The organism is Bradyrhizobium sp. USDA 3315, assembly GCF_054056795.1.
The window spans coordinates 8,065,244-8,091,274 of the sequence record NZ_JBSRYP010000001.1; the positions used below are offsets into that span (position 1 = coordinate 8,065,244).

The following is a 26,031-nucleotide window of genomic DNA, read 5'->3' on the forward strand; positions in this document are numbered from 1 at the left end:
TTTCTGGCGCCCAGCCCGGCGAGGTTACGCGAGCAAAAAGCCGGGTGCGGATTCCGACAAAGCCGGCCATGCCGAGACAGGCCGCAGCCGCCGGATCAAGGCTCCGATCTCCCGCCGCACGGCCTCGAGATAAAGCAGGTGCGTGATCCCAAATGACAGGAAGCAAGCACCCAAAATCGTCGCGATCACGTACAGGCCGGAGCCGGACGGAATTGCGTTCAAACCGAGCGAAGCCTGTGCCGTGGTGGGCACACCGGCACGCCAAGAATAGACTAGGAAGCCCGCATAGACGCGCCGTTTCTGGATTGCTTGGGTAGCCCAGGGGGGCATAATTGTGTAAGTCGCGATGCTCATTTGGAATCGTGCAATCTAAGCGTTTTCATGCATCTAAGCTCCAGTTCTTCCATTTCTCCAGCAGGAAGCAGCAGGCCATGGGCCGGAAAGCTTTTCTCGCTGTCCTCCTCAGCCAAGTTGTCAGCGTTGCACTAATTCTCGGCTGGTATTTCTACATACTCCGGCCCGAACTTACTTCCCTGACACAGCAGAGGGCCGAAGAGGCCGCTTTGCAGTCAATCGCGACGACCGAGGATTACTTCAAGCCTACCGAGGTGGTGGCGGAGGCTGGTCAAATATTGTTGTCGAAGCACACCCTCGGGTTGGATAGGCCCGAGCTGCTTGAGCGCTATCTCTTTGGGCAGCTTCGGCTTCAGCCGCGCTTAGCGGGTCTTTATGTTGGCAACTCCGCAGGCGAATTCCTCTACGTAATGCGGAGCAACGAGAAGGTCGAAGGCGGCACCCGCACCAAGGTAATACGCAATGGTTCCCGTGGCCGCGAGGTCGAGCTGACGTGGCGACGGCCCGACTACGCCGTTATCAAGAGCGAGCAGGATCCCGCCGATAACTATGATCCACGCGAACGCGGCTGGTATCGCTCCGCGGTTGAACGGCGCGGTCGCGCATGGACCGAGCCGTACATTTTCTTCACCTCACAGAAACCCGGGATCACGCTCGCCGCTGCTATTATCGGCAAAGACGGTGCGGTTGAAGCCGTGCTCGGAGTTGATATGGAGATAAGCGAAATTTCGCGACACCTTGCCGAAACCAGCCTGCTAAGGGGAAAATCGGTCTACATCTCCACGTCCGAGGGGAAGGTGATTGCCCACAGCAGCGCCAACGTCGTCTTGTCGGATAGCGCGGCAGGGAACAACGCCCTTCGGTTTCGAACCATTTCCGAGTTGCCTGGCATCGAAGGCAAACTACATGAACGGGTGCAAAAAGGACTCTCTGAAAACCAATAGGCGCGCGCTCGGCGAACGTTTGGGAAGCGAACGCAGACGGACAAGTTACTTTGTCGCGGTCGGCAAGATGTCCAGCATCGACTGGCCGTGGCAGCTCGTGGTTACGGTATCGAGCACTGCACAGCTCAAGCCCACCTCTGGAAGTACCCTTACTTTAATCGGGGTCATTGGTCTCGCCACCTTGTTTGCTTGTGCGGTCGGATATGCAATGAGCCGGACTCTCGGAGCGCCGATGACCCAATTGCTCACGAACGCGCAGCTGGCACGCAATGGAAATATCGAACTCATGAACGACGTGAACATTAGCTCCAAAGAGATCGGTGAAGTAAATGAAGTCCTGAAGGAGTTTGCGATGCTGCAACGTGGTAAGGGACGCGACGAGAGTATCGTCCGTCAAAGATCCAACGGCAGCGAATGATTTGCCAACGTATATGGCGGCGCTGCTTCTAACCCTATGACGATTCTGGTCAGAATGTCGGTGAGATAAGTAAGCGGGTCGACGTCGTTGAGCTTGCAGGCCTCGACTAGGGACGCGACAGCAGTCGCCACTGCTGCTACCACGGCCGGTACAAGCGGCGGATCGTCAGCCTGGCGTGCTGATTCCGCTCGATGTCGCCCACGATTCCGGAATGATCTCGCCCACCGTTCCGATTTGATGTCGCCCGCCATTCCGAGATGATCTCGCCCACCATTCCGAGATGATCTCGCCCACCATTCCGGGATGATGTCGCCCGGGGTATCGCAAGGGCGAACCCGGGGTGACGAGGCCTCTTCTGGCTCCGATACGGTCCCGCCTTTCGGCTTTGCGAAGGGGGACCTGGATGCCGACGGAGAGGTTTGCGATGCGCCATGTGCGCGATGTGATCAGATTGAAGTCGGCCGGGATGCCGACCCGCGAGATTGCGCGGCGGGTGGGGACAGCCCCTTCGACGGTGCGGTTGACGATCCACCGGGTCGAGGCAGCGGGGCTGACCTGGCCATTGCCCGACGACATCACCGACGCTGCGCTGGAAGCCCGGCTGTTCGCCAGCGCGGGAGCCGGTCCCGGCACCCGGCGGGGCCATCGCCGGCAGGCCGAGCCGGACTGGGCGGCGGTACACCGCGAACTCCGGCGCAAGCATGTGACGCTGTCGATCCTGTGGGACGAGTACATCGCGGGCGAACCCGGCGGGTATCGTTATTCGCGGTTCTGCGAGCTCTACCGCGCCTGGGAAGGCCGCCTGTCGGTGACGATGCGCCAGTCGCATACGGCCGGCGACAAGCTGTTCGTCGACTATGCCGGCGACGGCGTGCCGGTGGTAATCGACCGGTTCACCGGCGAGCGACGCGCCGCGCAGATCTTCGTCGCGGTGCTCGGCGCATCGAGCTTCACCTACGCGCAGGCGACCTGGACGCAGGGGCTCGCCGACTGGATCAGCGGCCACGTCGGCGCCTTCGAGGCGATCGGCGGCGTGCCGGCGCTGCTGGTGCCGGACAATACCAAGGTCGCAGTGATCAAGGCCTGCTTCTACGACCCGCAGATCAACCGCAGCTACGCCGACATGGCGGCGCATTACGGCACCGCCATTCTGCCGGCGAGGCCGCGACGGCCACGGGACAAGGCGAAGGTCGAACAGGCGGTCCTCATGGTCGAGCGCTGGCTGCTCGGGCGGCTGCGCCACCGCACCTTCCACAGCCTCGCCGAGGTCAACGCGGCGATCACCGAGCTAATGACCCGGCTCAACGAGGAGCGGCCGATCCGGCGGCTCGGCGTGACCCGCCGCAAGCTATTGGAGGAGATCGACCGGCCGGCGCTCAAGGACTTGCCGGAGAGCCCCTACGTGTTCGCCGAGTGGCGGATCTGCCGGGTCAGCATCGACTATCACGTCGAGGTCGAGGCGCATTACTACAGCGTCCCGCATCGCTTCGTCCGCGCCGAGGTCGAGGTGCGCTTCACCGCCCGCACCGTCGAGATTTTCCACAAGGGCGAGCGGATCGCCGCGCATCAGCGCATGAGCGGCAACCACAAGCACACCACCGTGCCGGAACACATGGCGTCCAGTCATCGGCGCTACGCCGGCTGGACCATCGAGCGCATTCGCAAGGAGGCCGCCACGATCGGGCCGGCCACCGCGGCGCTGTGCGACCTGATCCTCGATGAGCGGGCGCACCCCGAGCAGGGCTTCCGCGCTTGCCTCGGCATCATCCGGCTCGGCCAATCCTACGGGCAAGAGCGGCTCGATGCTGCCGCCATGCGGGCGATCGACATCGGCGCGCGCACCTACGGCTCGGTCAAATCGATCCTTGCCAACAACCTCGATCGGCGTCCTTCACCCAAGCGCCCCGCGGACAACGCGCCGGTCCTTCATCCCAACATCCGCGGGCCGCGCTACTACAACTAGGAGATCACGCCTTGCTCACGCATCCGACCCTCGATCAACTCCACGCGCTCGGCCTTCATGGCATGGCCAAGGCCTTTGCCGACATCGAAGCCGGCGGCGATGCCGCAAGCCTCGGCCATGCCGAATGGCTCGCGCTGCTGCTCGAACGCGAAGCCTCGCTGCGACGCGACAAGCGGCTATCGAAGCGGCTGCAATACGCCAAGCTGCGCCAGCAGGCTTGCGTCGAGGACATCGACTATCGCACCCCGCGCGGCCTCGACCGCAGCCTCCTGACGATGCTGGTCGAAGGCCAATGGATCGACGACCACGCCAACCTGCTGATCTGCGGGCCCTCCGGCGTCGGCAAGAGCTGGCTCGCCTCGGCGCTCGGCAACAAGGCCTGCCGCGACAATCGCTCCGTGCTCTATCAGCGTGTCCCGCGGCTGTTCACCGATCTCGCTTTGGCGCGCGGCGACGGCCGCCACCCGCGGCTCCTGCGGGCGCTCGGCCGCATCGATCTGCTCATCCTCGACGACTGGGGCCTCGAGCCGCTCGACGCCGCAGCCCGCCACGACCTCCTCGAGATCCTCGAGGACCGCTACGGCCGCCGCTCCACCACCGTCACCAGCCAGCTCCCCGTCGATCAATGGCACGCGCTGATCGGCGATCCCACCTACGCCGATGCCGTCCTCGACCGCCTGGTCCACAACGCCCACCGGATCGATCTCAACGGCGAGAGCCTGCGGCGAACCCGCAAACCCGATCGAAAGGCCTGAGCCAGTGGCGCTGTGGACATGCCGCTGCGCTTGGACAACGCAAAGAGCGTTGCCCACATGCCCACAGCAGACCAACAGCAGACGAAGAAGGGCCTCAAGCCGCGATTCAAGGTTGACCCCGCGGCTTCACCGATGCCAGAAACCAAACAGCCAGAACGCCTCGCGCCCCGGGCGACATCAAATCGGAATGGTGGGCGAGATCATCTCGGAATCCTGGGCGAGATCAAATCGGTACACCCGGGCGAGATCATCGGAATCCGCAGCCTGGCGTCCGCAACCGGCGTGCTTGCTGGCGCCAGGTGAATACATGCTGTGGGGTCAGCTCGTGGCGCTTGGTAACCTCGGAAACGACCGCGCCCTCCTCGACGATCCGGGGCTTGTCGTCCTTAGAGTCTGCCTCAAATTCATGACTTGAGGTTGGCCGATCTTGCGATGCGGCGCAACAGTTCTCGCGTTGATGCGATAAGGAGCCATGCTTCAGCCGAGGTGACGGAGGCCTCCCAATCTTTGGCGAGACGTCGGCAGCGGTTGAGCCTGCCAACGTGCGTTCGACGACCCAGCGTCGGGCAACAATAATGAAGCCTTTTGCGTCTTCCGGGCGTTTGACAATTTCAATCGTGGGCCCGTCGATTTTCCGGAGCGCGTTTTCAAGCTTTTCGCCGGCGTAGCTGCCGTCCGCAAACAAGTGTGCAATAGTCGGTTAGCTCGCACTCGCCAAAGTGACGACCGTCGGCGCGCCGTCCCGATCCTGAACATTGGCCGGGTGCACGATGGCGCTCAGCAAATTTCCTTGTGTATCGGTGACGATGTGGCGCTTGCGATCTTTGATTGCCTTGCCCGCATCAAAGCCGCGTGGCCCTCCGCTCTCGGTTGTCTTGACCGATTGGCTGTCGATGATCGCCGCCGTTGGTTGTGGCTCCCGTCCAGCAAGCCTACGCGCGATTTCAACCAGGCTTCATTGATCAAATCCAACATCCCGCTGTCGCGCAGGCCATAAAAATAGTACTGGACTGTCGTGAAGGGAGGAAAATCCTTCGGCAAAAGCGCCCATTGGCATCCCGTCGTCGCAATATACTGGATCGCATCCCATACCGATCGCATGCTGGTCTTGCGCGGTCGTCCGACCTTGCTCGGCCTTGGCATCAACAGCTCGATCAAGGCCCATTCCGCATCCGTACAATCGCTTACATAGCGGAGCGCTCGTCTGTCATGCTGACAGCGGGACCGGGAACAGGGCGATTGGATAGGCTGGCGTCTCTGTAGTCGAGTTCGGTCTACGCGCTTCTCCGAACAAGGCGCATGCGCCGAAGGTCCCGTATGGCGTTGCGAGCCGGCATCTCGATCGCGAAATAGGTGCCGGTGAAGACGACAAGCGAAATCGCGGCCGAAAGGGCATAAACGGATATCGACCAAGTATCAGGCGAACCGAAAGCAGCAAGGAAGCCTATTAGAAGGACAAAGTGCATCATGTAGATGGAGTATGAAATAACTCCGATGAAGTGCAGCACCTTCGATCCCAGTATGCGCGACGTGACTGACGTTGGACTTGTTGCTGCAAGCAGCACGAACGGAAAGAGGAATACCAGAGCCTGCGGATTGATGCCTCCACAATACCCTAGGAGCACAATGAGAACGACGGCCAACCAAATCAACGTTGGGAAATTTATGCAGAAGGTGTAAAGCCCGTCTCGCTTCTCAAAGCACCAGAAAACGATCCAACCGGCTGTAAAGCTGAAGACGCCTCGCAGTAAGCCTACCCAGTAGCTCCATTGGCTCCTTGGCTCATATATCTCCGGGGTTGCCAAGTTGCCGTCGAAAAAACGCACGAATACAGAGTAGGAGGTTGCCGATAGCAGGACAATGCAGAGCAACCTCATTGGGGTCGACCGTGGCGCCTTCTGAAATAGCAGAAGGGGGAACAGAAGAACGTAACAAAACCACTCGACAGATATTGACCAAGCCGGCGGCATCCAATGAACGCCGGAGCCGATCAGTGGCCATGAGTTCAACATGAACCCCTGAAGGAGGAGATCCGAAAGTGCGTTTTTTACCGGGTAGGTCGTTGGATTGATCTGCAGCGGCCAGACGATGCTTACTCCAGCCACGACGAGGGTTAAAAGGTACAATGGATAGATTCGGGCAACTCGGGCTGCCAAGTAGCTTGAAAATTGGAAGGTCTCGCGGCGATAGACATAACAGATCGTGAAGCCGCTGAGGCAAAAGAACAGATCAACAGCATTATGCCACATGAAAGGAACATTAGAGTAGTTTGGATAAAGCTGCTGAAAATGCGCGAGGGCAACAGCGGTAGCCGCGACGCCGCGAAGCCCTGTTAACGCCCTCAGTTCCGGCTGCGGGTGGTGTCTTGGGCTTCCCTGCCCAATCCGGTGAGATTCCAATCTGCCACCCTCTGCACCTAGTCGGAACGACTATATACCACCTTGGGGAGCAAACAATTTCCCGTCGGCGAGGTCCAGGAACGTGGACCCCTAGCGATAGATATTGAGGACCGCAGGAGCTGCCAATTGCGACATCGCTTCAGGGGAGGAATTGCTGATCGGGTCAAGTAATCCGAAACGACTATGCAGTCGTCGCATGAGACAGTACAGTCCGCAGCCAGCCTGCCAAAGCACCCAATTCCTTGCGCATGGCACTCAAATACAACAGGTGTGTGACGACGAAAGACAGGAAGCATGCCCCGAAAATGGTCGCCATGACGTACAGACCGGCGCCCGACGGGACTGCAACGGGTACAAGCGAAGCCTGTTGCGAGAGGGCGGGCACGCCGGTCTGCCATGAGAGCACCAGAAAGCCGGCATAACCCGCGCTCAAGTGGGTTGCGACCGTGAACGGCAGCCTGGACTTGGCCACCAGCCCGAAGCAGGCCAGCGCGAAGATCGGAAGCGCAATTCCGAACAGCTGAAACCCGTCATACGCGACCGCGTCGCTCAACAGCGCGTAGCTTCGCTGAAAGATGCCGAACACCCTTAGATTGATGAACCAGAGAAGTTCGGATCTCGGGGCACATTGAAGGGCACGTGCGGCCAGTTCGGCGCCAAGCGTGGCAACAAAAAGCGCCAACGGTCCGAGGAATTGCAGCTTGAAAAGACGGTTCATGAGACGAAGCCATTGGTCAGGAAATACCAGTCTGGCTTACGTCAAAAACGTTGAACTTCCTTTAAGAGTTCCTCACTCCAAAGGCCTTGGGAGGCCCGCCAGAGATCAACAAATTCAGCCGGTTACGCCACCAATTCAAGGCTGATTATTCGGCGGCCGCTCAATGAACCGCCGGCTGCCGTTGAGCAGTTCGAGATTGTTGGCGATCACCGGGTTGCCCGGATCGAGCGAATAGGCCTTCTCGAACTTCCGCCGCGCGCCGCTGAGATTGCCGCGCAGCATAAGGGAATAGCCCTGGTCGTTGAGGATTTGGACGGTCTCACCGCCAAGCCGGATCGCCTGCGCGTAGGCCTGATCGGCAAGATCAAAGCGGCGCAGCTTGTCATAGCTCGCCGCGAGCCCGACCCAGGCCGTCACGTCCTTCGGCGCCTTCTCGACCGCATCCTTGAAATAGCGCTGCGAGATTCCGTAATTGCCGCGGTTGTACTGCTCGAGCCCCATCCGCACCGGCTCGTCGGAGGGATAGTATTTGACGTCGGTCGGCTCCTGCACGGGATCGCCGCCCGGAGGATCCACGGGCGCGACGATCGCAGCTTCCCGCGTCGTGTAGTCACAAGCCCCAAGACCGGTCGCCAAGCCGCAACAGATCAACGCAGGCGCGAGGCGATGCAATCCTCGCCCCGCTCCCCAAGTCCAGCGCATCCCCTGCACCATTCGAAGATCCATCGCAAAACTACCTACCAAAACAGACGGCACGACCGAAATACCAAGGTCTGCCGAAACCTAACGTCGCGCTACCTTCCGAATCCCTGCCCGGCACTTGGCCGACGCTGCAATGATATTACCTGCCTCCTCCGCCTCCGACCCCCACGGCCACCGATCCACCGGTCCCCGCGCCCAATCCGGTTGTGTTGACATTCTGAATCGTGGTGACGGGCGGCGCCTGGCCCATCGCCCTGGTCGGCTCGCCCATGTCGGGGAGCTGATCCAGCGGGCGTTGCTGATTGCCATAGCGTGTCACTGCACCACTCGTTCGCCGCGCGTCGTACGCGATCCTGCGATCGCCGACATAGGACGGCCATGGGTGAATGGTGTGGGTGACGGCGTTGACCTCCTTGGCGTTGCCGGCACTCATCGTGATGGTGTCGGAACGCTGGACGTAGCGGTCCATCTCGTCATGGCCGTAGACGCCGTAGCAGCCGCCGAGCAGGACGGGTGCGAGCAGAGCCAGATACCTGATGGTCATCTCTCGCCTCCTCTAGTTCAGGGTCTTCACGACCGGCTGGTTTGCACCCACGGCCGCCGGAGGCGGAGCGGGCACAATCGCATTCGGCGCAATGATGTGGCCGTAAGGCCCTTTCACGTCGCCGCCGGAATTGACGTAGTCGTCATAGCGCTTGCGGACTTCCATCTGGCCATTGAGAAAGAAGTCGACATCGTTGGCCGGCAGACGGGAGTCGAGCGGCGATGCCAGTTGCTGACCGGGCGCCGCCGGCGCGACGAGGCGCGGCGTCACGATGATGACCAGGTCGGTTTCCTGTTGCTGGTACGATTTGCTGCTGAACAGGGCTCCAAGCACGGGCACCGAGCCGATCCACGGCAATTGCGAGACGTCCTGCGTGTTGCGGGTCTGCAGCAGGCCGGCGATAGCAAAGCTCTGGCCGTCGCGCAGCTCGACCGTGGTGCGCGCGTCGCGGCGGGTCAGTGACGGAACGGAGGTGCCCTGGATCGTGATCGAGTTGGCGAAGTCGAGTTCGCTGACCGAGGGCTCGACGCGGAGGTTGATCAAGCCGCGCGAGAGCACGGTTGGGACGAAGGCCAGTTCGACGCCGAACTTCTTGTACTCGATCGTGACAGTCGGGAAGCCGTTCGTTGTCGTGTTCGGGATCGGCACCGGGAATTCGCCGCCGGCCAGGAAGCGCGCGGCATCGCCGGAAAGCGTGGTCAGGTTCGGCTCTGCCAGCCGGCGCGCCAGTCCCTTCGTTTCCAGTGCAGTGATCAGTAGATCCACAGAACTGCCGTTGCTGGTCCGCAAGATGCTGGTCAGCAGACTTCCGAACGGAGCCGGGGATACGCCGCCGGCAGAACTAACAAGCGTTCCGATCGTACCAAGCACAGGAAGGCTGCCTGTAGGAGCGGATCCAACGGGGCTGCCCCCGGCACCGAAGGTGCCATTGTTAGTGTTGATACCGCCAATGGGAGTCCGGCCAGCGGCTACGACGCCGCCCTGCCCCGAAATCCCGATATTGGTCCCATTGGCGTTGGCCGCCATAAGGTTCACGCCGAGGTCACGCCCCGCCTGCCGGCTGACCTCGAGGAAGCGCACCTCGAGCATCACTTGCTGCGGCGCCGCAACGCTCATGGCGTTGACGACGATGCCGCCCTCGGGAACGCTGCCCTTGGCAATCGTCAGCGCCCGCTCCGCGGCGACTGCATCGGCGGCGATTCCGCTCAGCACCACCTGGCCTTCGGATGCGGAAACGCGAATGCCGCGCGTGCCCGTGCCGTTCTGGATGTTCTGCTGCAGATTGCCGATCTCGACGGTCACCTCGACATCGAGAATGCCGATCTGCTTCATCGAGCTGTCGAACAGGATGACGTTGGTGGTGCCGGTCTTCTTGCCTTGGACGTAGATCAGGTGGTCGCTCAGCGACTTCACATCGGCGATCTCGGGCGAGCCTGCGACAATCGTTGAAAAAGCCGTATCGACCCGGAAGGTGCGCGACTTGTTGACGGTTACCTTGACGCGCTGGACGTCGCTCATTTCGCTGACGAAGACGCCGCCGCTGGTTGACCCCCGCCGGTCTGCCGCCGTCGCACGGTTAGCGGACGGAAAAAAGGCAAGCGCCGCGCCAAGAGCCACCAAGCTCAAGGCAAAAAGACCACGTTCCGCGCTACCCCACACGCGACCGCCACTCATTTCGATCCCCTCCGCCGCAGATTCGCGACTATCCCGTAAATTTACGGCCCCCGGCGTCCTGAATACTCTCCCTCGCACGCTACGCCATGGAGCTTACAATGTGTCCAACTACAAATAGTTACCGATGAAATCCCATTCCCCGGCGAGGGCCGATCGATTGCACAAGGCAGGTCAGGCTCCGCTGGGGACACCTCACCCGCCGGCCGCAAACGCGGCCTGGAGATCATCATCCTTTCGGCGCTGCGTTGGCAAGGCGAGACCCTTGCCGGGAGGCCGCAAGCCCTTAGAAAGCTTCCCAATGTTGCCAGTCGGCACCACTTTTTGGGGGCCCGCTGCGGCATGCCACCGCATCGCGACCGTCCTCCCGGCTTATGTAACCAGCGGATGACGCCCGATCAGTCGCACGACAGAATCAGCGCGAGCGGCCACTCCGCAGTGACGATCTATCGCTTGCTTGTCGGCGGCGCGACCGGGGAACGACGTCAGCTAAAATGGAATTTGGGTGGACGCGCTCGGCGTATTCAACGTCGTGCCCCAGATCGGCATGATCATGGAGAACGTCCCTGGTGCGAAATATGCCCTAACAGTGAGTGCCGTGGCTCCGGACGTCGTGCTCATCGAAGGCGTAAGACCGACGCCATAGATGAAGGGAGCGGCATCCTGCTTCTGCGTCAGCGAAAGGTAATCAGCCGTACAGGTCGAGGGTGAATTGCCGGCGACGACGGCGGGCGTATAGCACTGGATCATGTTCTGCCGGGCGCCCGCGCTCGCAAGGTGGCGCAAAGACTGCATCGTGATGGCATAACGTCCGAGATCGATGATCGCGAACATCAACGTGAATAGCGGCACGGCGACGAGGCAGAACTCCATCGCCGCAGCGCCTCGCTGGTCGAGCCTTCTCATCATCTGACCAAAGCCACAACTTGGGTCTTGCCAACGGTGCCTGAAGGACAGCTGCCCGTGCTGAAGTTGGCAGTCCCGCCTATGGTGAGAGTATTGGCGACTACCTGTGTGCAGCCCGTATTGACGTTGGCGGAGCTTCCGTTCCACGTGACGTCAACGTTGGGGAAGTACATCGCGCCGAACAGAGAGACCGTGCTGCTGCCGTTGATGGTGACATTGTTGCTGCTCCTGTTCGGGGCCTGATCATCGATCAGAACGCCGTTCAGAAGAGAAGAATAAGAGTTCGTTGCAGGCGCGGTGAGATTAACATGAGCACTGCTACTGATGGAAAGAGTCGAATTGCCGAGCAATACGAACGTTACCCCTGATGTGCCTGCCCCTGTGCAGGTGCTACAGGTGATGGCCCCTCCAAAAGTCACCGCCGAATTGTTGAAAAAGTACGTTCCTGGGGCGAAATCTACGGTCCCGTTGCCGTTGAAATTCCCGTTAAAATAGTATGTTCCTGAGGCAAACTTTATCGTAGCGCCACTGCTAACACTTATATTCTTATTGAAGAAGTATGTTCCCGGCGCTCCTTGGACAAAAGCTGCATAATTTGCGTTGCTCAAGTTTAGGCTGCCGTAACCTGCACCGGCACTGTTTGGATTCACCAAATAACACTGTGTAGTGCCAGCGGGCGGCGCAGGTGACAAGGTGGAACAATTCGGGGTTGGTATTGGATTGTTGCCTGAAATATTCGGCATCGTGTTGAATGATGCACTATCCAGCGTGTTGAACGGATTCGTTGCAGGCAGCATGCTGTAATTGTACGGCACGCCGGGATCGCAATTGCCCGAGTTGGTGCAGCCGTTGACCGCATCGACGGCCCAACCCGGGCCGCTGAAGGTCGGGGTACTCGCGTATTTGACAGTGTTGTTCGACATCAAAGCGCAACCGTCTCCGGTCAGGGTGCCACCGCCGCCCAGTGTTAGTGCGATGCCGGTCGAGGATAGTCCCAACGCGCACAGCTCCTTGGGGTTCTGTACTTCGGCAATAGCTAAACCGCCTATGGTGACAGAAGAAAAGCCGAGCACCGACGCCAGGAACGCGGGCTGTGTCTGAGTAACGGTGGCACGAACAAAACGGCCCGATCCCGAGCTGGTGAAGGTACCCGAAGCGTAGGTGCCCCGCTCGACCGACACGGTTTGTGTCAGACCTGTCGGACAGGTGACGCCGGTAAACGAATCACCGGAGTTGCAGAACCCGTTTCGCGCCACAAATTGCCTGCCGCGATAGTCATAGGTTTGCGCCGTATCACAATTCGCAGTTGCGCTGGACAGTGAACAGGCCAGCGTCAAGGCGCCCGAATAGGCTCCCGCATCAGCGGCATTTTGCGCACTTTGCTTGGTGACGTACCACGATCCCGCTTCGGCCCCGAGAGCAATCGCCCCGATCAGCGGCACTAGCGCAGTGACGGTTGCGAATGCGACAGAACCTCGACGGCAACGGAGAAGTTTGCGCATAAAACACCTATAGAAACCGTTCTGAGTAGGTCAGCGTGTATGTACAGGGATTGGCATTGGCGCTCGTGCACAACACCGATCTCAACATCATGGGCGACAGGGTGATGCTCGTCCCGTAAGAATAGTATCTAGGTGACGCCAAGTTGCCTGCGGCACAGGCAGAAGCAGTGCTGCTGCCGCAAAGCACGCTGATGCTAGGAATGGGATATCTGGAATCAGCCTTGTTGCGCGCGGCTGTCGACCAATCCGTCGTGTTCGTCACGTCAGGCGGCGGCGAGTACTGGATCAATTGCCCGAAACCACGCAATGCCTGCCACGCAGATATGAACTGGAAGCCGGCGATCGCCAAGTCGGCCAGCGGCAGGAGCATAGCCAGGATCAGAACGACGAAAACGATGGGCATCTCGAACGCGACGGCGCCGCGCTGATCCCCGACGAACGACGCCTTGCGGCAGATTTGCCGACCTCGACAGGCGCTAACCGTGCTCATGGCTCCTGTCCCGTCCTAGATGCCCTTGAACGAACGAATGAGATGCAGAAACGGACTTGCTCCCAAGATCACGAACATGGCCGGAAGCAGGAACAGCACCATCGGAATGGTCAGCTTGGCGCCGAGCTTGTGCGCCCGTTCTTCCAGCTTGGTGATGCGCTCCTGGCGGAGATCGACGGCGATGCTGCGCAGCGCCTGAGCCAACGGCGTGCCATATTGCAGGCTTTGGCTGACCATGGTGCCGAAACGGCGAAGTCCGTCGGAGATGGATGCCAATTTCTCGAATGCCTCCGAACGGTTCGACGATATCCGGAGATCGTCAAGAAGGCCTCGCAAGACCCGGGCCATTGCCGGATTCGACGCGCCCATCTCCTCCGCCACGCGTTCCAGTCCGCTTTCGAGACCCATTCCGGCTTCGCTGCACACGACCAGCAAATCGATGGTATCGGGCGTGCCCAGCCGAATCGCCGCGTCAAACCGCCGCTTCAGCACCCACAGAATGAGCCGCGGCCCCATGATCCCGAACACCACGCCGAACAGCCCGTAGAACAGCACGTCCATCGGCTTCATCCCCGAAAACAGGGCGAGCAGCACGGCAAGAATCGGGAACGCGAAGGTGCTGACGGTCTTGACACCGATCCAGATCGGCAAGACGCGATGATAATTGATGAAGCCCGATGACTGGAGGATAGTTCGAAGTTGATCCAGGTTCTCCTCGGCGTAGAAGCGCCGATACCGCGCGCCGATCGACGAAAACCAGCCGACCATGTCTTTCGATGACGGCTGGCCGGGAAGGCCCGACACAGCTTTCGACACCCGCGCATCCAGTGCACGAAGGTGTATTTCACGGATGATCAACAGGAAGGTCACAGTCGCGGCCGCGATCGCGAGGGTCACCAGACTGAGACCGGTTGTCATAGCGAGGTTTCCCTTCTGATCATCCAGCGGATCACCAGGTGCCCGACCAGCACCGATCCTGCTGCGTAAGCCAGCAGCATGTTTCCGGTCGGATCCGAGAACAACAGATCGACCGTCGTCGGATTGATCCAGTACAGCATCCCACCGATGATGAGGGGCGAGAGCGAAAGCGCGCGCGAGGAGAAGATCACCTCTCCTGCCAGGGCCTTCGCACGCGCGGCCAGCGCAACGCGCTGCGTGACGGTTTCTCCGAGCGTCTGCAAGGTCTCGGCCAAGCTACCGCCCGACTTCAACTGGACTGCCAGCGTCACCGCAAACATCGCATACTCGGCGACCTGCGTTCGCCGATAGATGGCTTCCACGGCCTCTTCCGGAGGTCTCCCTAGGCTCAATTCGCTGCATACCATCGCAAACTGCCCAGCGGTCGGTTGCGGCATCTCGCGCGCAATGGTGCGAAATGCCTCGTTCACGGGCAGCCCTGAGCGGACCGTGCTCGTCACCAGCTGGATCGTGTCAGGCAACTGCCGGAAAAGCTGATTGGCGAACCGGCGTTGCTGCCAGCCAAACAGACCGCGCACCGTCAGGAAGGCCACGATTCCAGCCGCGATTGATACGTTGAGGGTCGACCAGTGCAGCAGTCGACCATTGACATAAAAGATCGCCCCGGCGGCGATGGCACCGGCAAGCAGCGTGTAGATGGGATGCCAGGCGTAAACGACCTCGGCCCTGTAATTGGACAGGCTGTGAAGCAACTGCGAGCGAGAGCCGGTCTCCGAGCGACGAATGGAAGTCATGCCGGCCGTGCGCGAGGCGGGCATCGCTATCGTCACCTGACGATCTATGCGTCGTTCCCGGGCGTCGAGCGTCAACGATATGGCCGATGCGGCCAGCGTCAGAAACAGGACGATAGCGATCACATACAGCGGTATCATATCTGCCTCATGGCCTCGGCCCAGGCACCGTCAAGCCCATAATAGACAAGGCGGCTCTTGAATTTTGGGATCGCGTGGGTGGATCTGTAGGTTCCCACGATGCGGCCGTGGACATCCTCCTCCTGGTACTGGAACGAAGCGATGTCGTTGGTGGTGATCACATCGCCTTCCAGGCCGATCACCTCGCTGATCTGGACGATGCGACGCTGTCCATCCCGCATGCGCTCGACCTGCACGATGATGTCAAGCGCAGCGACGATCTGCGCTCGAATCGCCCGCGGTGGCAGGTTGACCTGTCCCATCTGCACCATGTTTTCGATGCGGGTCAGGGCATCGCGGGTGCTGTTGGCATGCACCGTGGAGATCGAGCCGTCATGGCCGGTGTTCATCGCCTGCAGCATGTCAAACGCTTCGATGCTGCGCACCTCGCCGACGATGATGCGGTCGGGACGCATGCGCAGGGCGTTCCACAGCAGATCGCGCTGCGTCACCTGCCCGGTACCCTCGATGCTGGCAGGCCGCGTCTCCAGGCTGATCACGTGCGGCTGCTGAAGCTGCAGTTCGGCCGCATCCTCGATCGTCACGATGCGCTCGCTGTGATCGATGAATTGGCTCATCGCGTTCAGCAGCGTCGTCTTGCCGGAGCCGGTACCGCCCGAGACCAGAATATTGAGCCGGGACCGTCCGGCGATTTCCAGCAACTGTCCCATCGCCGCGGTCATCGAGCCGTTTGCGATCATTCCGGCGATGTTCAAGCGGTGACTGGGGAATTTGCGGATGGAGATGCAGGGGCTGTGGATCGCCAGCGGCGGGAAGATGATATTGACGCGGCTGCCGTCAGGAAGGCGGCAGTCCACCATCGGGCTGGACTCGTCGACGCGCCGGCCAACCTGCGATGCAATCTTCTGCGCCACGGACGCAATGTGGTCATTGTCGCGGAAACGAACGGCGATGCGCTCCAGCTTGCCGCGGCGCTCGACGTAAATATTGCTCGGTCCGTTGACCATGATGTCGTTGATGGTTTCATCGAGCAGCAGCGGACGGAGCGGCCCGTAGCCGGTCATGTCGTCGGCAATCTCTTCCGCCAGATGAAGCTGCTCGCGTCCCGACAGTTCGAGCCGTTCCTTGTCGGCTATTCCATGGATGATTTCCTCGATCTGCCGCCGAAGAACATCGCGTGAGACCGATACGGCCGCTGCCGGCTCGATCTGCTCGATGACCCTTTCACGCAGGGAATCCCAGGTCGCGGAACGCTGATGCGAGGGCTCGGCCCGCTTCGGAGCCGGTGCCGCCGCGGCTGGCGCGGGCGCAGCCGAGCTTGGCGCAGCCGCGGCAACGGATGGCGCGGCCGTGACCAGATTTGGCGCGGTGGGCAAGCCTGGCGGCTCTTTTGGCAAGGCAGGGGGCGACAAGGCTGCCAACAATGCAGGCAAACGAGTTACATCGTCTTCGCGCCGACCGAATTTTTTCATAGCCCGAGCAGCCTCCTCCACCGCGCCTTCCGCTGCCCACCGACACCGGTGATCTCCCGTACGATCGGAGCGAGATGACGCCGGAGTCCCGAGACGTGCTTCAGAGCCGGAACTCCGAGATTGACCGCCTGGGTCATCCCCTTGCCGAGATCCGGGATGACCATGTCAGGTTCGCCACCGAGCGCCTTGACGATCGTGGCCCTGGGAAGGCCTCCGGGCCGATTGGCACGGTTGAGCAACGTAAAGACGCGGTCTTTGCCAGCAATGTTGGTGACGGCGCTGCGGAGTGCATGGGCGTTGCGAAGTCCGGTTACTTCGGCTTCCAGCAGCACCAGCACGTGACGGGATACCGTGAGCACCGGATGGATCGATGGCGGGAACGGGACCGGCACATCGACGACGATGTAATTGAACCGTTGCCGAAGCAGACCCAGAACGTGTCGCACGCCCGCTTCGGTAATATCGAGCTGTGCATCGAGGTCCTCATCGGCGGAAACCAGGCATACCCGCTCGTTGACTGCGATGGCGGCGCGTTCGATGAACAAGGTGTCCGCCCGCATCGGGTTTTCCAGAGCGATGCGCAGACCCGGCCCGGGTTGGACACCGAGCATCACCGCCGTTTCGCCGTTTTGCAGATGGAGATCGAGGAGCGCGACCTTGGCCTTGGTGGTCTCGGCCAGTTGCAGTGCGAGATTGATTGCGATGCTGGTTGCCCCGGCTCCCCCCTGCGCGCCGCAGATCGAGATCACGTGGCCGCCGCGATCGGGCTGAACGGGCGCCGAGTCGGTAAGCAGCTTCGGGCGGAACTGGTCCAGCACCATGTCCCGCGTGAGCGGCGTCGGAAGATACTCGGTGAGGCCGATCTCCATCAACTCGCGGTAGAAGTTGATTTCCCTGTTCTCGCCGATCAGGGCCACCCGGACATCCGGCGGGCAGACGCTGGCCAATCTCTCAAGCTCGGCAAATGGATCGTCGATCCCGGTAATGTCCGTCACCAACCCGGACAAATTGGTGTCGGTTTCGAGCATCTTGATGGCGTTGCGGATCGTGCCACGTTTGATGGACACGTTGCCGCCTTCGAGGCCCTTGCCCAGGGCTGCGGCACTGAGCTCATCATTCACGATACAGACGATACGGTCGCGTGTTACGGGCGACGCAGCTTCGGGGGGATCGAGCATGGCCATGTTCATCATCGCTTCTCCGTAGCCTTGCCGATATTATTCTGCGCGGCTGCAGTTAGGCGGCCAACGCTCGGTGCTCCGTCGCAGTTAACGGCGACACCAACGTCGTCCGCATCCTGCTTCCTGACCGAGTACTGCTTGACCTCGCCGCCGGTGTGAACGACGATCGACGCCGTCTGACCGGCAATTGCGTTCTGACGGGCAAGCTCGGGGGACACATCGCAGCTTGACGTCGCGCCGGCGTCCGCCTTCTCCCACTGATCGACCGCGGACCGAACGGCGAGCGAGAGCGTTCCGAGCTGCTTTGCGACCGTGACCTTCTTGACCTGCTCCGGCGTGAGCTCCAGCGACACGGTCTGCGCCAACTTGCCAACCGCGTTGCTGATGGCTCGCCCGCCTTGCGCAATCTCCTGGTCGATCGCAATGACTCGCACATTGCGCAGAACGGTTTCGGCCAAGGCGCGACGCGCGGGCTCCGCCTTCTCGAACACCTGGGTCAGCACGACGTCGACATAGTCACCCGGCCGGATCAGGCCCGATACGCCGGACTCCTCGTCGACCTTGATGCTGATGGCGCGGCTTTCGGGGGCCAGGACGCTGGCGAGGAATCCGCGATCCTTCGGACGAAGAATGTCCTGCAATGTGATGGGACTGCCCGCGTCGACGAACTTGCGCACCAGGGAGCCGGGAAGGCCGGCCTTGGAGTCGGGCGTTTCGAGGATCGCGCCTGCCGGAACCTTTTCCGGCGCTGCCGAGCGGATCGTGAAGTCTTCATCGCGGGCCAAGGTACCTCGCGGAAGCGGGCGTACCGCAACGAAGTACCCGACAGTCGCGGGCGCCGGGGCCGGCGGCTTTTCCGCGACGTGCATAGGCGGCGCCTCTTTGGGCTGGTTCATGTTGTAGGCAATCAGCCCGAGCGCAGTGGTTGCCAGCAACAGCACCGCGAGGATCGAAAGGCGCAAGGCGGATGACATCTCAAAATCCTTTGCTCAAAATCGTCCAAATACCACCACTCGCAATAGCAACCCCGTACGGCAGCGGTGCGTGTCGCAAATGCCGCCAACGCTCGACCGCATAGACGCGCCGCACCAGCGACGATCCGGCAGGCGCCAGCCTGGGATATGGCAGGGCGCGCATCATCAGATGCACCAGGGCGAGAACGCCGCCGGCAAGCGCGGTCACAGTCAACAACTGGACGACGCCCGCGAGCGGCAGACCGACCGCCAAAGCAACCAGCAACTTGACGTCGCCGCCGCCGATCTTTCCAAGCTGGAACAGGACGAACAGCAGCAGCAGCAGGATCGCGGCAACGATCAGCGACTGGGCAATTTGCGGCGGATCAGCCAGTTGACCGGCGATCCCGAGGATTGCCACCGCCAGACAGATCTCATTCCGGATCAATCGCGTCGCGATGTCGGTCGTTGCGACGTACAGCAACAACAGGATTGTTAGAAGCGAGGTTATGGAAACAATCCAACTCATGAAATGAATGCCTTGAAAATAGTGACGGCAGTATCCCGATGCCCCTCAATGTCGCTGTATCAACCTCCGCGTGCAGTCGTCTCATGCGTGCCGATCATCTTCGGCAATCCATTAGAGCGTACGTCGCCCGGCCGGTCCGCAATTGGACACAGCACCCCATACACGCCTGCTTCACGTCGCCCCTATTGGTACGCCAGAGGAAGGGCACCGTTCAGTGCCCCACTCCGGAGTCAGGCAGCCGTGACAGCAGACGTGACCTTGCTGCCGACGCTCGATATCGCGCTGCTGAGGGCGTCGACGATAGGACCTGTACCACCGCTGCCGAAGGCAGCGGCCACTGCGGCAACGATACATGCGGCGACGATGACGTACTCGAACGACACAACGCCGTCCTTGTTATCGCGCAGACGCTTGAAGGTTTCGGCAGCCATGACGCAATACTTCAACATCAGACAATTCCTTTGACGCTGGATTATCTTTTTTCGCAACGTGGGGTGGGGCACCGTTCAGTGCCCCACTCCGGAGTCAGGCAGCCGAGACAGCAGCATTGACCTTGCTGCCGATGGTCGAGATCGCACTGCTCAGTGCGTCGACGAGAGGACCAGTACCACCGCTGCCGAACGCGGCAGCAACAGCGGCCACGATGCAGGCGGCGACGATGACGTATTCGAACGACACGACGCCGTCCTGGTTGTCGCGAAGACGCTTGAAGGTTTCGGTAACCATGACGCAATATTTCAACATAGGAAAATATCCCTTGGGTTAAGATGAATAGGCCACAAGCGTTGGCGCGCAATTCCGATGCCAACTAAGTTCAACTTATAATATCTCGCGCGAAAGCTGTCATCGGTAATCCTTTATTAACCCTACCATGTCAGCCGCTCGGCCCCGGAACTGCACAAGACGCCGCCTAGCTGGTGGCCGGAATCCCTTGAGATATCTAGTGATTCCCGGCGCGCGCGACTCGCGGACGCGCCACTCCGTGCGAATACGGGCGGGTTTGCCGTAGGTGCAGCTCACTCACCCTAAGAGTGCATCGAATTGAAGCAGGAAAAGTGACGGTGTCACGGAACACACAGCGATGGGACAGCGCGACGAACGTTTCAACCTTCCGGCGACATGGCGCCCGTAGGATTACGGGCTCCTCATTCACGCGATCCAGGCCTACCGGGGCGTGCGCCGAATGTGCACGACGGCGATGTCATCGGCATAACTCCGCTCCCATTCCGGCAGTCGATCGAGCAGGGCTACCGCGGGTGTCGACGGAAAGAGCAGCGTTGCGTCAATTTTGTACTCATCGAGTAATTTGACCAGATCCGCCAGATCTTCGAGCGAGATGGCCTGGAAATAGCGGATAAGGAAAGCCGCTCCATACAATTCCGCACGTGAATCGACGAATGGCGGTACGCCCTGGGAAATCAGATAACCGCTGAAGAAGTAGTCATTCAATACGCGGCTCGCCTGGCGCTCCTTGAGCATTTGCACCGCGAAACGCGGCACACGCGGCGGCGAATGATCCCTCGTCGCCAGGATCACGCCGCTCGCGATCACGAGGACGGCCATCACTGCGATGAACGCCTTCCTCGTCGGGGGGATGACCTTTCGGCCGAGCTGAAGCCATGCGAGGTGCTGGGCCAAGGGACCGGCAATGAAGAACGGCGCAACCAGCGCGCAAACGTCGACATAACGCACGTGGGCAAGGGTCTGCCAAATGACGGCGAGCAGCGCGAGCAGCCTGATCGGAGGGCAGCTTGAACCCGCTGTACATGACGTAGCCGATACCGGCAATCAGGCATATCACGATCGGGTTGAGTGCGCCGAACTCGAGCGCCGGCTTCCACTCGCCGACGGTTGCAAGGGTCGCCCCAAGGCCCAAAAGGCGAAATGTGACCAGGATCGATTCCGGCCCATACGGAGTGATGCAGGCGGCCGCAAGTGCCAGTGCGCCAAATCGAAGCCATTGCAGCGCGACCGTCACGCGGGCGGATTTGTCCGCGGTCCAAAGCGCCTCCAGCGCGAACGGCCCGATCAGTGCCAGGCCCAGCGTGAAGCTGCCGTGAAGGTTTGCCCAGAGCGTGATGAGCAGGACATACCAGAGTGAAGGCGCCCGTCGTGCTTCGCTCGCCTCTACCAGTGCGTTGGCCCAGAGCACCATCAACGGAAAGACCAGGACATGCGGCCGAGCCAGCGTGTGGAACGCCGTCATTGCGATTCCGGCACTCACCAGCACCATCACGGGTACGTTTCGGCAGTCTTTTCAGCAACAGGGATGCAAGCAGGAAGAACGCGACGGACGCGGACAGCGCGCAAAGCAGCGCGGGTCCGACCCACCCGGCCAATTTGAAGGCAACGAAGTAAAGCACCTCCGATAACCACGCACTGGTGATCCAGGGCGCCCCGCGCATCGTGAAGGAGAACAGATCGACATGAGGTACGGCACGGTGATCCACAATCCACTGGCCGACCTCGATATGCCAATAGACATCTGCATCCCTCAAAAGGCTGGGGATCCTGGTGACGAGCGTCAGCCAGACCGTCGCTGCGCTCAGGAGCGGCAGATAGGGCCGCAGGTGATCGGTGCGCGCAGGCGCCATACTCGGCCTGGTTTCTGTATCCGCCCGAACCAGATGGTTGCTGGAAAGCATGTCTCTGTCCTGCCATCATCATTGCTAATTTGGTCGGTCGGCGCAACGGGAAGCTCTCGCGGTGCTTAATGCCCGCGCTCGCACGACAGCGCCCAAGATTCTGGACACTTGTTTCTGCGCGCCGTATTCCTTTTGAGCGCTCCGACAGGAAGCGATTCCGAGCAAGGATCTTGCATGGCTGCCTCAGGCTCTCCCTTAAGGATCGCGCAGGGCCAAATCGAAATTCCCGCGGCGCTTCGGAAGGTCAGTTTTGCCCTTTGCGCCATGAACCTCACAATTTGCTTGATGGCGTATCTGTCGCGCGCGTGGATTTATGATCGGAATGGCCTCGGCATCCCGACGGACTTTATCAGCTTCTGGGCGAGCGGGCATCTCGCGCTCGAGGGTGTTCCGGCGCAAGCGTTTGAATGGGACGTTCTGAAGCGGGTCGAGATCGCCAAGCTCGGTCAGGACTTTGAAGGCGATTTTCCCTGGCATTACCCTCCACCGTTCTTCTTCGTCGCATGCGGGCTGGCACTGTTGCCCTATTCGGTGGCGTATCTCGGCTGGATTCTCGCGAGTCTTGTGCCTTATCTCGCCGTCATGCGCGCGATCATAGGGCATAACTTCGGCATTCTGCTCGCGCTCGCAACTCCATTTGTTTTTATCAATGCGTTGGTTGGGCAGAACGGCTTCCTCACCGCGGCGCTGATCGGCGGCACGCTATTTTTGATCCCGATTCGCCCGGTACTTGCCGGCATATGTCTTGGATTATTGACGTACAAGCCGCAGTACGGGCTGCTGTTTCCGATCGTGCTGATTGCGGCGGGGCATTGGCGCGTGTTCGTCAGCGCCACCGTGACGACGATCGCAGTATTCGTAGCCTCATGGCTCACCTTTGGCACTGAGAGCTGGCTGGCGTTCTTCTACTGGCTGCCGAAATCCTCGCAGGCGATAATGACCGAGGGCAAAGCGACATGGTGGAAGTTGCAGAGCTTCTACTCGATCGTGCGTTATTTCGGCGGTGCCGAGCAACTAGCCTGGACATTCCAGTTTATCCTCACTGCGCTTGTTGCAGCAGGGCTGGCGCTGATGTGGCGAAGCCGTCTGCCGTATTCCTTAAAGGCTGCTGCTTTGGCCGCTGGAACGTTGCTGGCCACACCCTATGTCGCCATCTACGACATGGTGGTGCTCGCTATCGCCGTCGCCTTCTTAGTCCGCACCGGACTAAGAGCGGGCTTTCGCAGCTACGAACTTCCGGCACTCGCCTGCACACTCGTTCTGGTTGCGGGCTACTTCGCGGCCAAGCCGACGGGACTCGGCGTCACGCTGATTGTTTCAACCCTTATCCTCGCTCGCATTGGCTCGTGGTGGCGGCGGCCAGTGCCAGGCATGGCTATGGCGGGCGAATGAGCCATCCGATCATGACGTGGTGGAATTTAGCCCCCTGCAAATCGCGCAAAGTGGAGCCGATCGTCTTGAGGCTACGGATTCTGACCGGCCTCGGTGAGCAAGTCCATCCGCTGCTTTCGGATGCTATCGTGCCGACGAGATAAATCACGCCGCAAGCGTTGCCGGCCGGCGGATCTTGCCAATACCGCCCTTGCAACCGCGGGCTGACTACCTATTGCGCACTCGCTCGACGCCAAACGATGTCGGTTTCGATAGGTCTCCATCGGGACGTCCGCAGCCAAATTCGTTGCACCAGACCAGCGCGTGACCCGCGTTCAGATCGTCATTCTTACTGTTGCCGTAGATCTTGACCAGGTGCCCCAACTCCGCCGTCACCACGACGGCCGCGCTATATATCTGCTTGCCATCTTTGGAAAACACGAAAAGCTGACTTGAACCGGACCCAATCCCTTCAACCGACATCTGTTTGTCCGTCTGCGGTTCAGCCTCAACGATGCCTTTGCCAACGACATTGATACGCCCGATCTGCTCATCGAACACCAGCACCTTGATCTGACCTCTGGCGAGCGAAATCTGATCTGTCGGAATAACCTCGCGAGGTTGAGCAAGTGCACCACCAGACAATGTTAAGGCTGCAACTATCAGAACCAATCGCTTCATAGAAATTTCCTCCTGAAAGAAAACTCAAGCATGATCGTGAGTTGGCTATCAAAAATTGCCACTCGTTCCTGATTGTTGTTTGAAAGCATGGCCTTCTGGCGCAGGATGTCAATCTTTGTTTCGGCCTCCCCTTAAGCGCAGATTAGATTGCCGCCACTGCGTGACCGCCAGCGGCGGCTTGCTTACGTCCGCCGGCGCGGCTGATAGCCTGCTGCGCTCTTCATCGAGGAGCTGCGAATGCTTCCGGATCTGGATGTTTCTCTCGAGGAGGGACATCGTTCTTGCCTGAACCTGCTCTGCCAACAAGTTTCGCAGGACGTTCTCCCGATCGAGCAAGCGACCGAACGAGCTCGGTCGCCTCGATCACCCAGGCCGCCCGCCCGATTGCCTGCGACCTGATCCCGAAACGCGCGGCCGCATTCCGCGAGCGCGCTGCTCAGGTTGACCGCTCCCGACGCCGACTCCGCCTTCTCTTCGATGGCTTGGCGCGCGGCCGTGCGGCAGGTCAGCAAGATACAGGCCCGAATAAACGAGCGCGCAACGGATGTTCTCCCCTAGTCACGTTGCCAGACCGAGCGCGAGCATTGCGAATTCGTTCGTTGCGATCACTTTTGCCGAAACGCATGATTAAACGACATCCGGAGGGGCCCGACGATGTAATCAAATGCAGTTCGCTGAATCGTCGGGATCATCACCGTTGCCGGCATTCCCGGATAAAGGCGAATGTTGGGCATGGTCGCCAGCTCGTCCTGATCGATCCGAACGAAGGCCGTGTAATAGGGATTGTTGGTCTTGGGATCCGTCAAGCGGTCCGCCGAGACCTGAATGACGTCGCCATGAATGATCGGAACTATTCGCTGTTTATAGGCGGTTAGGTGAACTTCCGCGCGCGTGTTCGGATGCACGTCGCTGATATCCTCGACCGCCACCTGCGCCTCGATTGTGAGCGAATCCTCGTCGGGCACGATGTCCAGGATCTTGTCGCCGCGCTGAATCACGCCTCCTACCGAAAATACGCTGAGGCCGACCACGCGTCCGGTATAGGGAGCCCGAATTTCCATCCGGCCCAGAACAGCTTTGGCGTTCGTCGCCTTCGGGATAACCTCCAGGAGCTTGGCTTGCGTATCGCGCAGATCCTTCGTGACGTCTGTCATCCGATCGTTGTCGAACTGGGCGATCTGCTGCTCCTGCTCGGCGATCGCCTGGCGGGCCTTGGCGATGTTGGCGTTCGCATCGGCGATCTGGCCTTCGAGACCGTACGCCGTCCGCTCCAGCTGCAGGATGCGGGGACGGGCGATCAACCCGCGTTCGACGAGCGGTGCGATGTCTTTGGCCTCCTTGCGCACTGAGTCGATCTGGTTGGTGAACGATTTCACCTGCGCTTCCGAGCCAACGATCTGGGACCCCAGCTGGTTGATCTTCTCACGGACGACGCTTCTTTGTCCTTCGAGCGACGCCCGGCGGCTGTCAAACTGACTGAGCTGCCCGTTCCAGACGCTTTTGAAATAGGGATCGTCAGAGCGTGCCATCAGATCCGGCGGCATGACCAGCGCGGATCCATGGTCGAGCTCGGTCAGAAGCCGGACTTCCGTTGCGCGCAGCACAGCATATTGCTGCGTCAGCACCTCGAATTCCGCGCGAGCCTGGGTCTCGTCCAGAACGATCAGCAGATCGCCTGCGAGGACCCTGTCGCCTTCTCTGACATGCAATTCCTTGACGATGCCGCCATCAAGGTGCTGGAGGCTCTTGCGGTTGCCGTCGATCTTCACGACCGCGTTGGCAACTACCGCACCGTTGAGCGGCGCAGTCACGGCCCAAGTACCGATCCCGCCGAAAAAGACGGCGATGATCAGCCAACCCGCTATTGCGACCTTGCGAATGGAGTCGTTTGGCGATCCATCTTCGTTGGCGCGTTTTGTTCCGCGTGGGGCAGCAGCGGGACGCATCGACAGGTCTGTGACATCAAGCAATGTCATGATTTCT

The 26,031-nt window shown here is 60.4% G+C and carries 27 protein-coding genes and 2 pseudogenes; 6 read left to right on the plus strand and 23 right to left on the minus strand.

Going from position 1 to position 26,031, the window contains the following annotated elements:
* Nucleotides 1-24: 24 nt before the first annotated feature.
* Nucleotides 25-354, minus strand: a complete 330-nt coding sequence (locus ACVIYL_RS37990) for a hypothetical protein (protein WP_456780943.1) — start codon at nt 352-354, stop codon at nt 25-27.
* A gap of 77 nt (nt 355-431) precedes the next feature.
* Between ACVIYL_RS37990 and ACVIYL_RS37995 the strand changes: the two genes are divergently transcribed.
* Nucleotides 432-1,298: a cache domain-containing protein gene (locus ACVIYL_RS37995; protein WP_456780944.1), complete on the plus strand. Its 867-nt coding sequence runs from the start codon at nt 432-434 to the stop codon at nt 1,296-1,298.
* 67 nt (nt 1,299-1,365) lie between these two features.
* A complete protein-coding gene (locus ACVIYL_RS38000; protein WP_456780945.1) occupies nt 1,366-1,716 on the plus strand; it encodes a hypothetical protein in 351 nt (116 codons plus the stop codon).
* Here ACVIYL_RS38000 and ACVIYL_RS38005 read toward each other — a convergent pair.
* Nucleotides 1,692-1,835: pseudogene (locus tag ACVIYL_RS38005) on the minus strand (transposase domain-containing protein); the annotation flags it as partial. The gene ACVIYL_RS38000 and the pseudogene ACVIYL_RS38005 sit on opposite strands and share 25 nt — an antisense overlap.
* A gap of 305 nt (nt 1,836-2,140) precedes the next feature.
* Between ACVIYL_RS38005 and istA the strand changes: the two are divergent.
* The 3 genes from istA to ACVIYL_RS38020 are packed head-to-tail and all read left to right on the plus strand — an operon-like array spanning nt 2,141 to nt 4,737.
* Nucleotides 2,141-3,679 carry an IS21 family transposase gene (gene istA / locus ACVIYL_RS38010; RefSeq protein ID WP_456781930.1) on the plus strand — a complete coding sequence of 513 codons (1,539 nt, stop codon included), beginning with the start codon at nt 2,141-2,143 and terminating at the stop codon, nt 3,677-3,679.
* Nucleotides 3,680-3,690: 11 nt separating this feature from the next.
* A complete protein-coding gene (gene istB, locus ACVIYL_RS38015; RefSeq protein WP_076828398.1) occupies nt 3,691-4,434 on the plus strand; it encodes an IS21-like element helper ATPase IstB in 744 nt (247 codons plus the stop codon).
* Nucleotides 4,435-4,452: 18 nt separating this feature from the next.
* Entirely contained in the window at nt 4,453-4,737 is a 285-nt protein-coding gene (locus ACVIYL_RS38020) for a hypothetical protein (RefSeq protein ID WP_456780946.1), read from the plus strand.
* Between the two features lie 101 nt (nt 4,738-4,838).
* Here ACVIYL_RS38020 and ACVIYL_RS38025 read toward each other — a convergent pair.
* The 19 genes and pseudogenes from ACVIYL_RS38025 to ACVIYL_RS38115 form a co-directional block, all read right to left on the minus strand.
* A pseudogene (locus ACVIYL_RS38025) lies at nt 4,839-5,679 on the minus strand (IS5 family transposase).
* Between the two features lie 29 nt (nt 5,680-5,708).
* Complete coding sequence (locus ACVIYL_RS38030; protein ID WP_456780947.1) at nt 5,709-6,833, minus strand: acyltransferase family protein; 1,125 nt, start codon at nt 6,831-6,833, stop codon at nt 5,709-5,711.
* Nucleotides 6,834-7,014: 181 nt separating this feature from the next.
* Nucleotides 7,015-7,551 (minus strand): hypothetical protein, encoded by a 537-nt coding sequence (locus tag ACVIYL_RS38035; RefSeq protein ID WP_456780948.1) that lies wholly within the window; start codon nt 7,549-7,551, stop codon nt 7,015-7,017.
* Nucleotides 7,552-7,686: 135 nt separating this feature from the next.
* Entirely contained in the window at nt 7,687-8,223 is a 537-nt protein-coding gene (locus ACVIYL_RS38040; protein WP_198400107.1) for a tetratricopeptide repeat protein, read from the minus strand.
* A gap of 169 nt (nt 8,224-8,392) precedes the next feature.
* On the minus strand, nt 8,393-8,797 hold the full coding sequence (locus ACVIYL_RS38045; RefSeq protein WP_456780949.1) for a hypothetical protein: 405 nt from the start codon (nt 8,795-8,797) through the stop codon (nt 8,393-8,395).
* Between the two features lie 12 nt (nt 8,798-8,809).
* Complete coding sequence (locus tag ACVIYL_RS38050; protein ID WP_456780950.1) at nt 8,810-10,471, minus strand: type II and III secretion system protein family protein; 1,662 nt, start codon at nt 10,469-10,471, stop codon at nt 8,810-8,812.
* Nucleotides 10,472-10,957: 486 nt separating this feature from the next.
* Nucleotides 10,958-11,374: a TadE/TadG family type IV pilus assembly protein gene (locus ACVIYL_RS38055; protein ID WP_456780951.1), complete on the minus strand. Its 417-nt coding sequence runs from the start codon at nt 11,372-11,374 to the stop codon at nt 10,958-10,960.
* Nucleotides 11,374-12,876 (minus strand): pilus assembly protein TadG-related protein, encoded by a 1,503-nt coding sequence (locus tag ACVIYL_RS38060; protein ID WP_456780952.1) that lies wholly within the window; start codon nt 12,874-12,876, stop codon nt 11,374-11,376. Before ACVIYL_RS38060 ends, ACVIYL_RS38055 begins: the two co-directional genes overlap by 1 nt.
* 7 nt (nt 12,877-12,883) lie before the next feature.
* A complete protein-coding gene (locus ACVIYL_RS38065) occupies nt 12,884-13,366 on the minus strand; it encodes a hypothetical protein (protein WP_456780953.1) in 483 nt (160 codons plus the stop codon).
* Nucleotides 13,367-13,381: 15 nt separating this feature from the next.
* The gene (locus ACVIYL_RS38070; RefSeq protein WP_456780954.1) at nt 13,382-14,224 is read right to left on the minus strand and encodes a type II secretion system F family protein; all 843 of its coding nucleotides are present in this window, start codon (nt 14,222-14,224) and stop codon (nt 13,382-13,384) included.
* Nucleotides 14,225-14,280: 56 nt separating this feature from the next.
* Nucleotides 14,281-15,216, minus strand: a complete 936-nt coding sequence (locus ACVIYL_RS38075; protein ID WP_456780955.1) for a type II secretion system F family protein — start codon at nt 15,214-15,216, stop codon at nt 14,281-14,283.
* A complete protein-coding gene (locus ACVIYL_RS38080) occupies nt 15,213-16,688 on the minus strand; it encodes a CpaF family protein (RefSeq protein WP_456781931.1) in 1,476 nt (491 codons plus the stop codon). The genes ACVIYL_RS38075 and ACVIYL_RS38080 overlap by 4 nt, the downstream gene beginning before the upstream one ends.
* Nucleotides 16,685-17,881: an AAA family ATPase gene (locus tag ACVIYL_RS38085; protein ID WP_456780956.1), complete on the minus strand. Its 1,197-nt coding sequence runs from the start codon at nt 17,879-17,881 to the stop codon at nt 16,685-16,687. Before ACVIYL_RS38085 ends, ACVIYL_RS38080 begins: the two co-directional genes overlap by 4 nt.
* Nucleotides 17,878-18,831: a Flp pilus assembly protein CpaB gene (cpaB, locus tag ACVIYL_RS38090; protein WP_456780957.1), complete on the minus strand. Its 954-nt coding sequence runs from the start codon at nt 18,829-18,831 to the stop codon at nt 17,878-17,880. Before cpaB ends, ACVIYL_RS38085 begins: the two co-directional genes overlap by 4 nt.
* Nucleotides 18,832-18,844: 13 nt before the next feature.
* Nucleotides 18,845-19,351: an A24 family peptidase gene (locus ACVIYL_RS38095; protein ID WP_456780958.1), complete on the minus strand. Its 507-nt coding sequence runs from the start codon at nt 19,349-19,351 to the stop codon at nt 18,845-18,847.
* A gap of 230 nt (nt 19,352-19,581) precedes the next feature.
* A complete protein-coding gene (locus ACVIYL_RS38100; protein WP_456780959.1) occupies nt 19,582-19,800 on the minus strand; it encodes a hypothetical protein in 219 nt (72 codons plus the stop codon).
* Between the two features lie 76 nt (nt 19,801-19,876).
* The gene (locus tag ACVIYL_RS38105) at nt 19,877-20,077 is read right to left on the minus strand and encodes a hypothetical protein (RefSeq protein WP_456780960.1); all 201 of its coding nucleotides are present in this window, start codon (nt 20,075-20,077) and stop codon (nt 19,877-19,879) included.
* Nucleotides 20,078-20,515: 438 nt separating this feature from the next.
* Nucleotides 20,516-20,800 carry a hypothetical protein gene (locus tag ACVIYL_RS38110; protein ID WP_456780961.1) on the minus strand — a complete coding sequence of 95 codons (285 nt, stop codon included), beginning with the start codon at nt 20,798-20,800 and terminating at the stop codon, nt 20,516-20,518.
* A complete protein-coding gene (locus ACVIYL_RS38115; protein WP_456780962.1) occupies nt 20,793-21,587 on the minus strand; it encodes a hypothetical protein in 795 nt (264 codons plus the stop codon). The genes ACVIYL_RS38110 and ACVIYL_RS38115 overlap by 8 nt, the downstream gene beginning before the upstream one ends.
* Before the next feature lie 583 nt (nt 21,588-22,170).
* Between ACVIYL_RS38115 and ACVIYL_RS38120 the strand changes: the two genes are divergently transcribed.
* Nucleotides 22,171-23,388: a glycosyltransferase family 87 protein gene (locus ACVIYL_RS38120; RefSeq protein WP_456780963.1), complete on the plus strand. Its 1,218-nt coding sequence runs from the start codon at nt 22,171-22,173 to the stop codon at nt 23,386-23,388.
* Nucleotides 23,389-23,595: 207 nt separating this feature from the next.
* Here the strand turns inward: ACVIYL_RS38120 and ACVIYL_RS38125 are convergent, their stop codons facing one another.
* Nucleotides 23,596-24,048 carry a pilus assembly protein N-terminal domain-containing protein gene (locus tag ACVIYL_RS38125; RefSeq protein ID WP_456780964.1) on the minus strand — a complete coding sequence of 151 codons (453 nt, stop codon included), beginning with the start codon at nt 24,046-24,048 and terminating at the stop codon, nt 23,596-23,598.
* A gap of 605 nt (nt 24,049-24,653) precedes the next feature.
* Nucleotides 24,654-26,024 (minus strand): HlyD family type I secretion periplasmic adaptor subunit, encoded by a 1,371-nt coding sequence (locus tag ACVIYL_RS38130; RefSeq protein WP_456780965.1) that lies wholly within the window; start codon nt 26,022-26,024, stop codon nt 24,654-24,656.
* Between the last annotated feature and the right edge of the window lie 7 nt (nt 26,025-26,031).

What these genes read in the sequence shown, in the direction of transcription:
- ACVIYL_RS37990 (WP_456780943.1), bottom strand. Translation starts at nt 354, where the DNA reads ATGAGCATCGCGACTTACACAATTATGCCCCCCTGGGCTACCCAAGCA.
- ACVIYL_RS37995 (WP_456780944.1), top strand. Translation starts at nt 432, where the DNA reads ATGGGCCGGAAAGCTTTTCTCGCTGTCCTCCTCAGCCAAGTTGTCAGC.
- ACVIYL_RS38000 (WP_456780945.1), top strand. Translation starts at nt 1,366, where the DNA reads ATGTCCAGCATCGACTGGCCGTGGCAGCTCGTGGTTACGGTATCGAGC.
- istA (WP_456781930.1), top strand. Translation starts at nt 2,141, where the DNA reads ATGCGCCATGTGCGCGATGTGATCAGATTGAAGTCGGCCGGGATGCCG.
- ACVIYL_RS38020 (WP_456780946.1), top strand. Translation starts at nt 4,453, where the DNA reads ATGCCGCTGCGCTTGGACAACGCAAAGAGCGTTGCCCACATGCCCACA.
- ACVIYL_RS38035 (WP_456780948.1), bottom strand. Translation starts at nt 7,551, where the DNA reads ATGAACCGTCTTTTCAAGCTGCAATTCCTCGGACCGTTGGCGCTTTTT.
- ACVIYL_RS38045 (WP_456780949.1), bottom strand. Translation starts at nt 8,797, where the DNA reads ATGACCATCAGGTATCTGGCTCTGCTCGCACCCGTCCTGCTCGGCGGC.
- ACVIYL_RS38050 (WP_456780950.1), bottom strand. Translation starts at nt 10,471, where the DNA reads ATGAGTGGCGGTCGCGTGTGGGGTAGCGCGGAACGTGGTCTTTTTGCC.
- ACVIYL_RS38055 (WP_456780951.1), bottom strand. Translation starts at nt 11,374, where the DNA reads ATGAGAAGGCTCGACCAGCGAGGCGCTGCGGCGATGGAGTTCTGCCTC.
- ACVIYL_RS38060 (WP_456780952.1), bottom strand. Translation starts at nt 12,876, where the DNA reads ATGCGCAAACTTCTCCGTTGCCGTCGAGGTTCTGTCGCATTCGCAACC.
- ACVIYL_RS38065 (WP_456780953.1), bottom strand. Translation starts at nt 13,366, where the DNA reads ATGAGCACGGTTAGCGCCTGTCGAGGTCGGCAAATCTGCCGCAAGGCG.
- ACVIYL_RS38075 (WP_456780955.1), bottom strand. Translation starts at nt 15,216, where the DNA reads ATGATACCGCTGTATGTGATCGCTATCGTCCTGTTTCTGACGCTGGCC.
- ACVIYL_RS38080 (WP_456781931.1), bottom strand. Translation starts at nt 16,688, where the DNA reads ATGAAAAAATTCGGTCGGCGCGAAGACGATGTAACTCGTTTGCCTGCA.
- ACVIYL_RS38085 (WP_456780956.1), bottom strand. Translation starts at nt 17,881, where the DNA reads ATGATGAACATGGCCATGCTCGATCCCCCCGAAGCTGCGTCGCCCGTA.
- ACVIYL_RS38095 (WP_456780958.1), bottom strand. Translation starts at nt 19,351, where the DNA reads ATGAGTTGGATTGTTTCCATAACCTCGCTTCTAACAATCCTGTTGTTG.
- ACVIYL_RS38100 (WP_456780959.1), bottom strand. Translation starts at nt 19,800, where the DNA reads ATGTTGAAGTATTGCGTCATGGCTGCCGAAACCTTCAAGCGTCTGCGC.
- ACVIYL_RS38105 (WP_456780960.1), bottom strand. Translation starts at nt 20,077, where the DNA reads ATGGTTACCGAAACCTTCAAGCGTCTTCGCGACAACCAGGACGGCGTC.
- ACVIYL_RS38120 (WP_456780963.1), top strand. Translation starts at nt 22,171, where the DNA reads ATGGCTGCCTCAGGCTCTCCCTTAAGGATCGCGCAGGGCCAAATCGAA.
- ACVIYL_RS38125 (WP_456780964.1), bottom strand. Translation starts at nt 24,048, where the DNA reads ATGAAGCGATTGGTTCTGATAGTTGCAGCCTTAACATTGTCTGGTGGT.
- ACVIYL_RS38130 (WP_456780965.1), bottom strand. Translation starts at nt 26,024, where the DNA reads ATGACATTGCTTGATGTCACAGACCTGTCGATGCGTCCCGCTGCTGCC.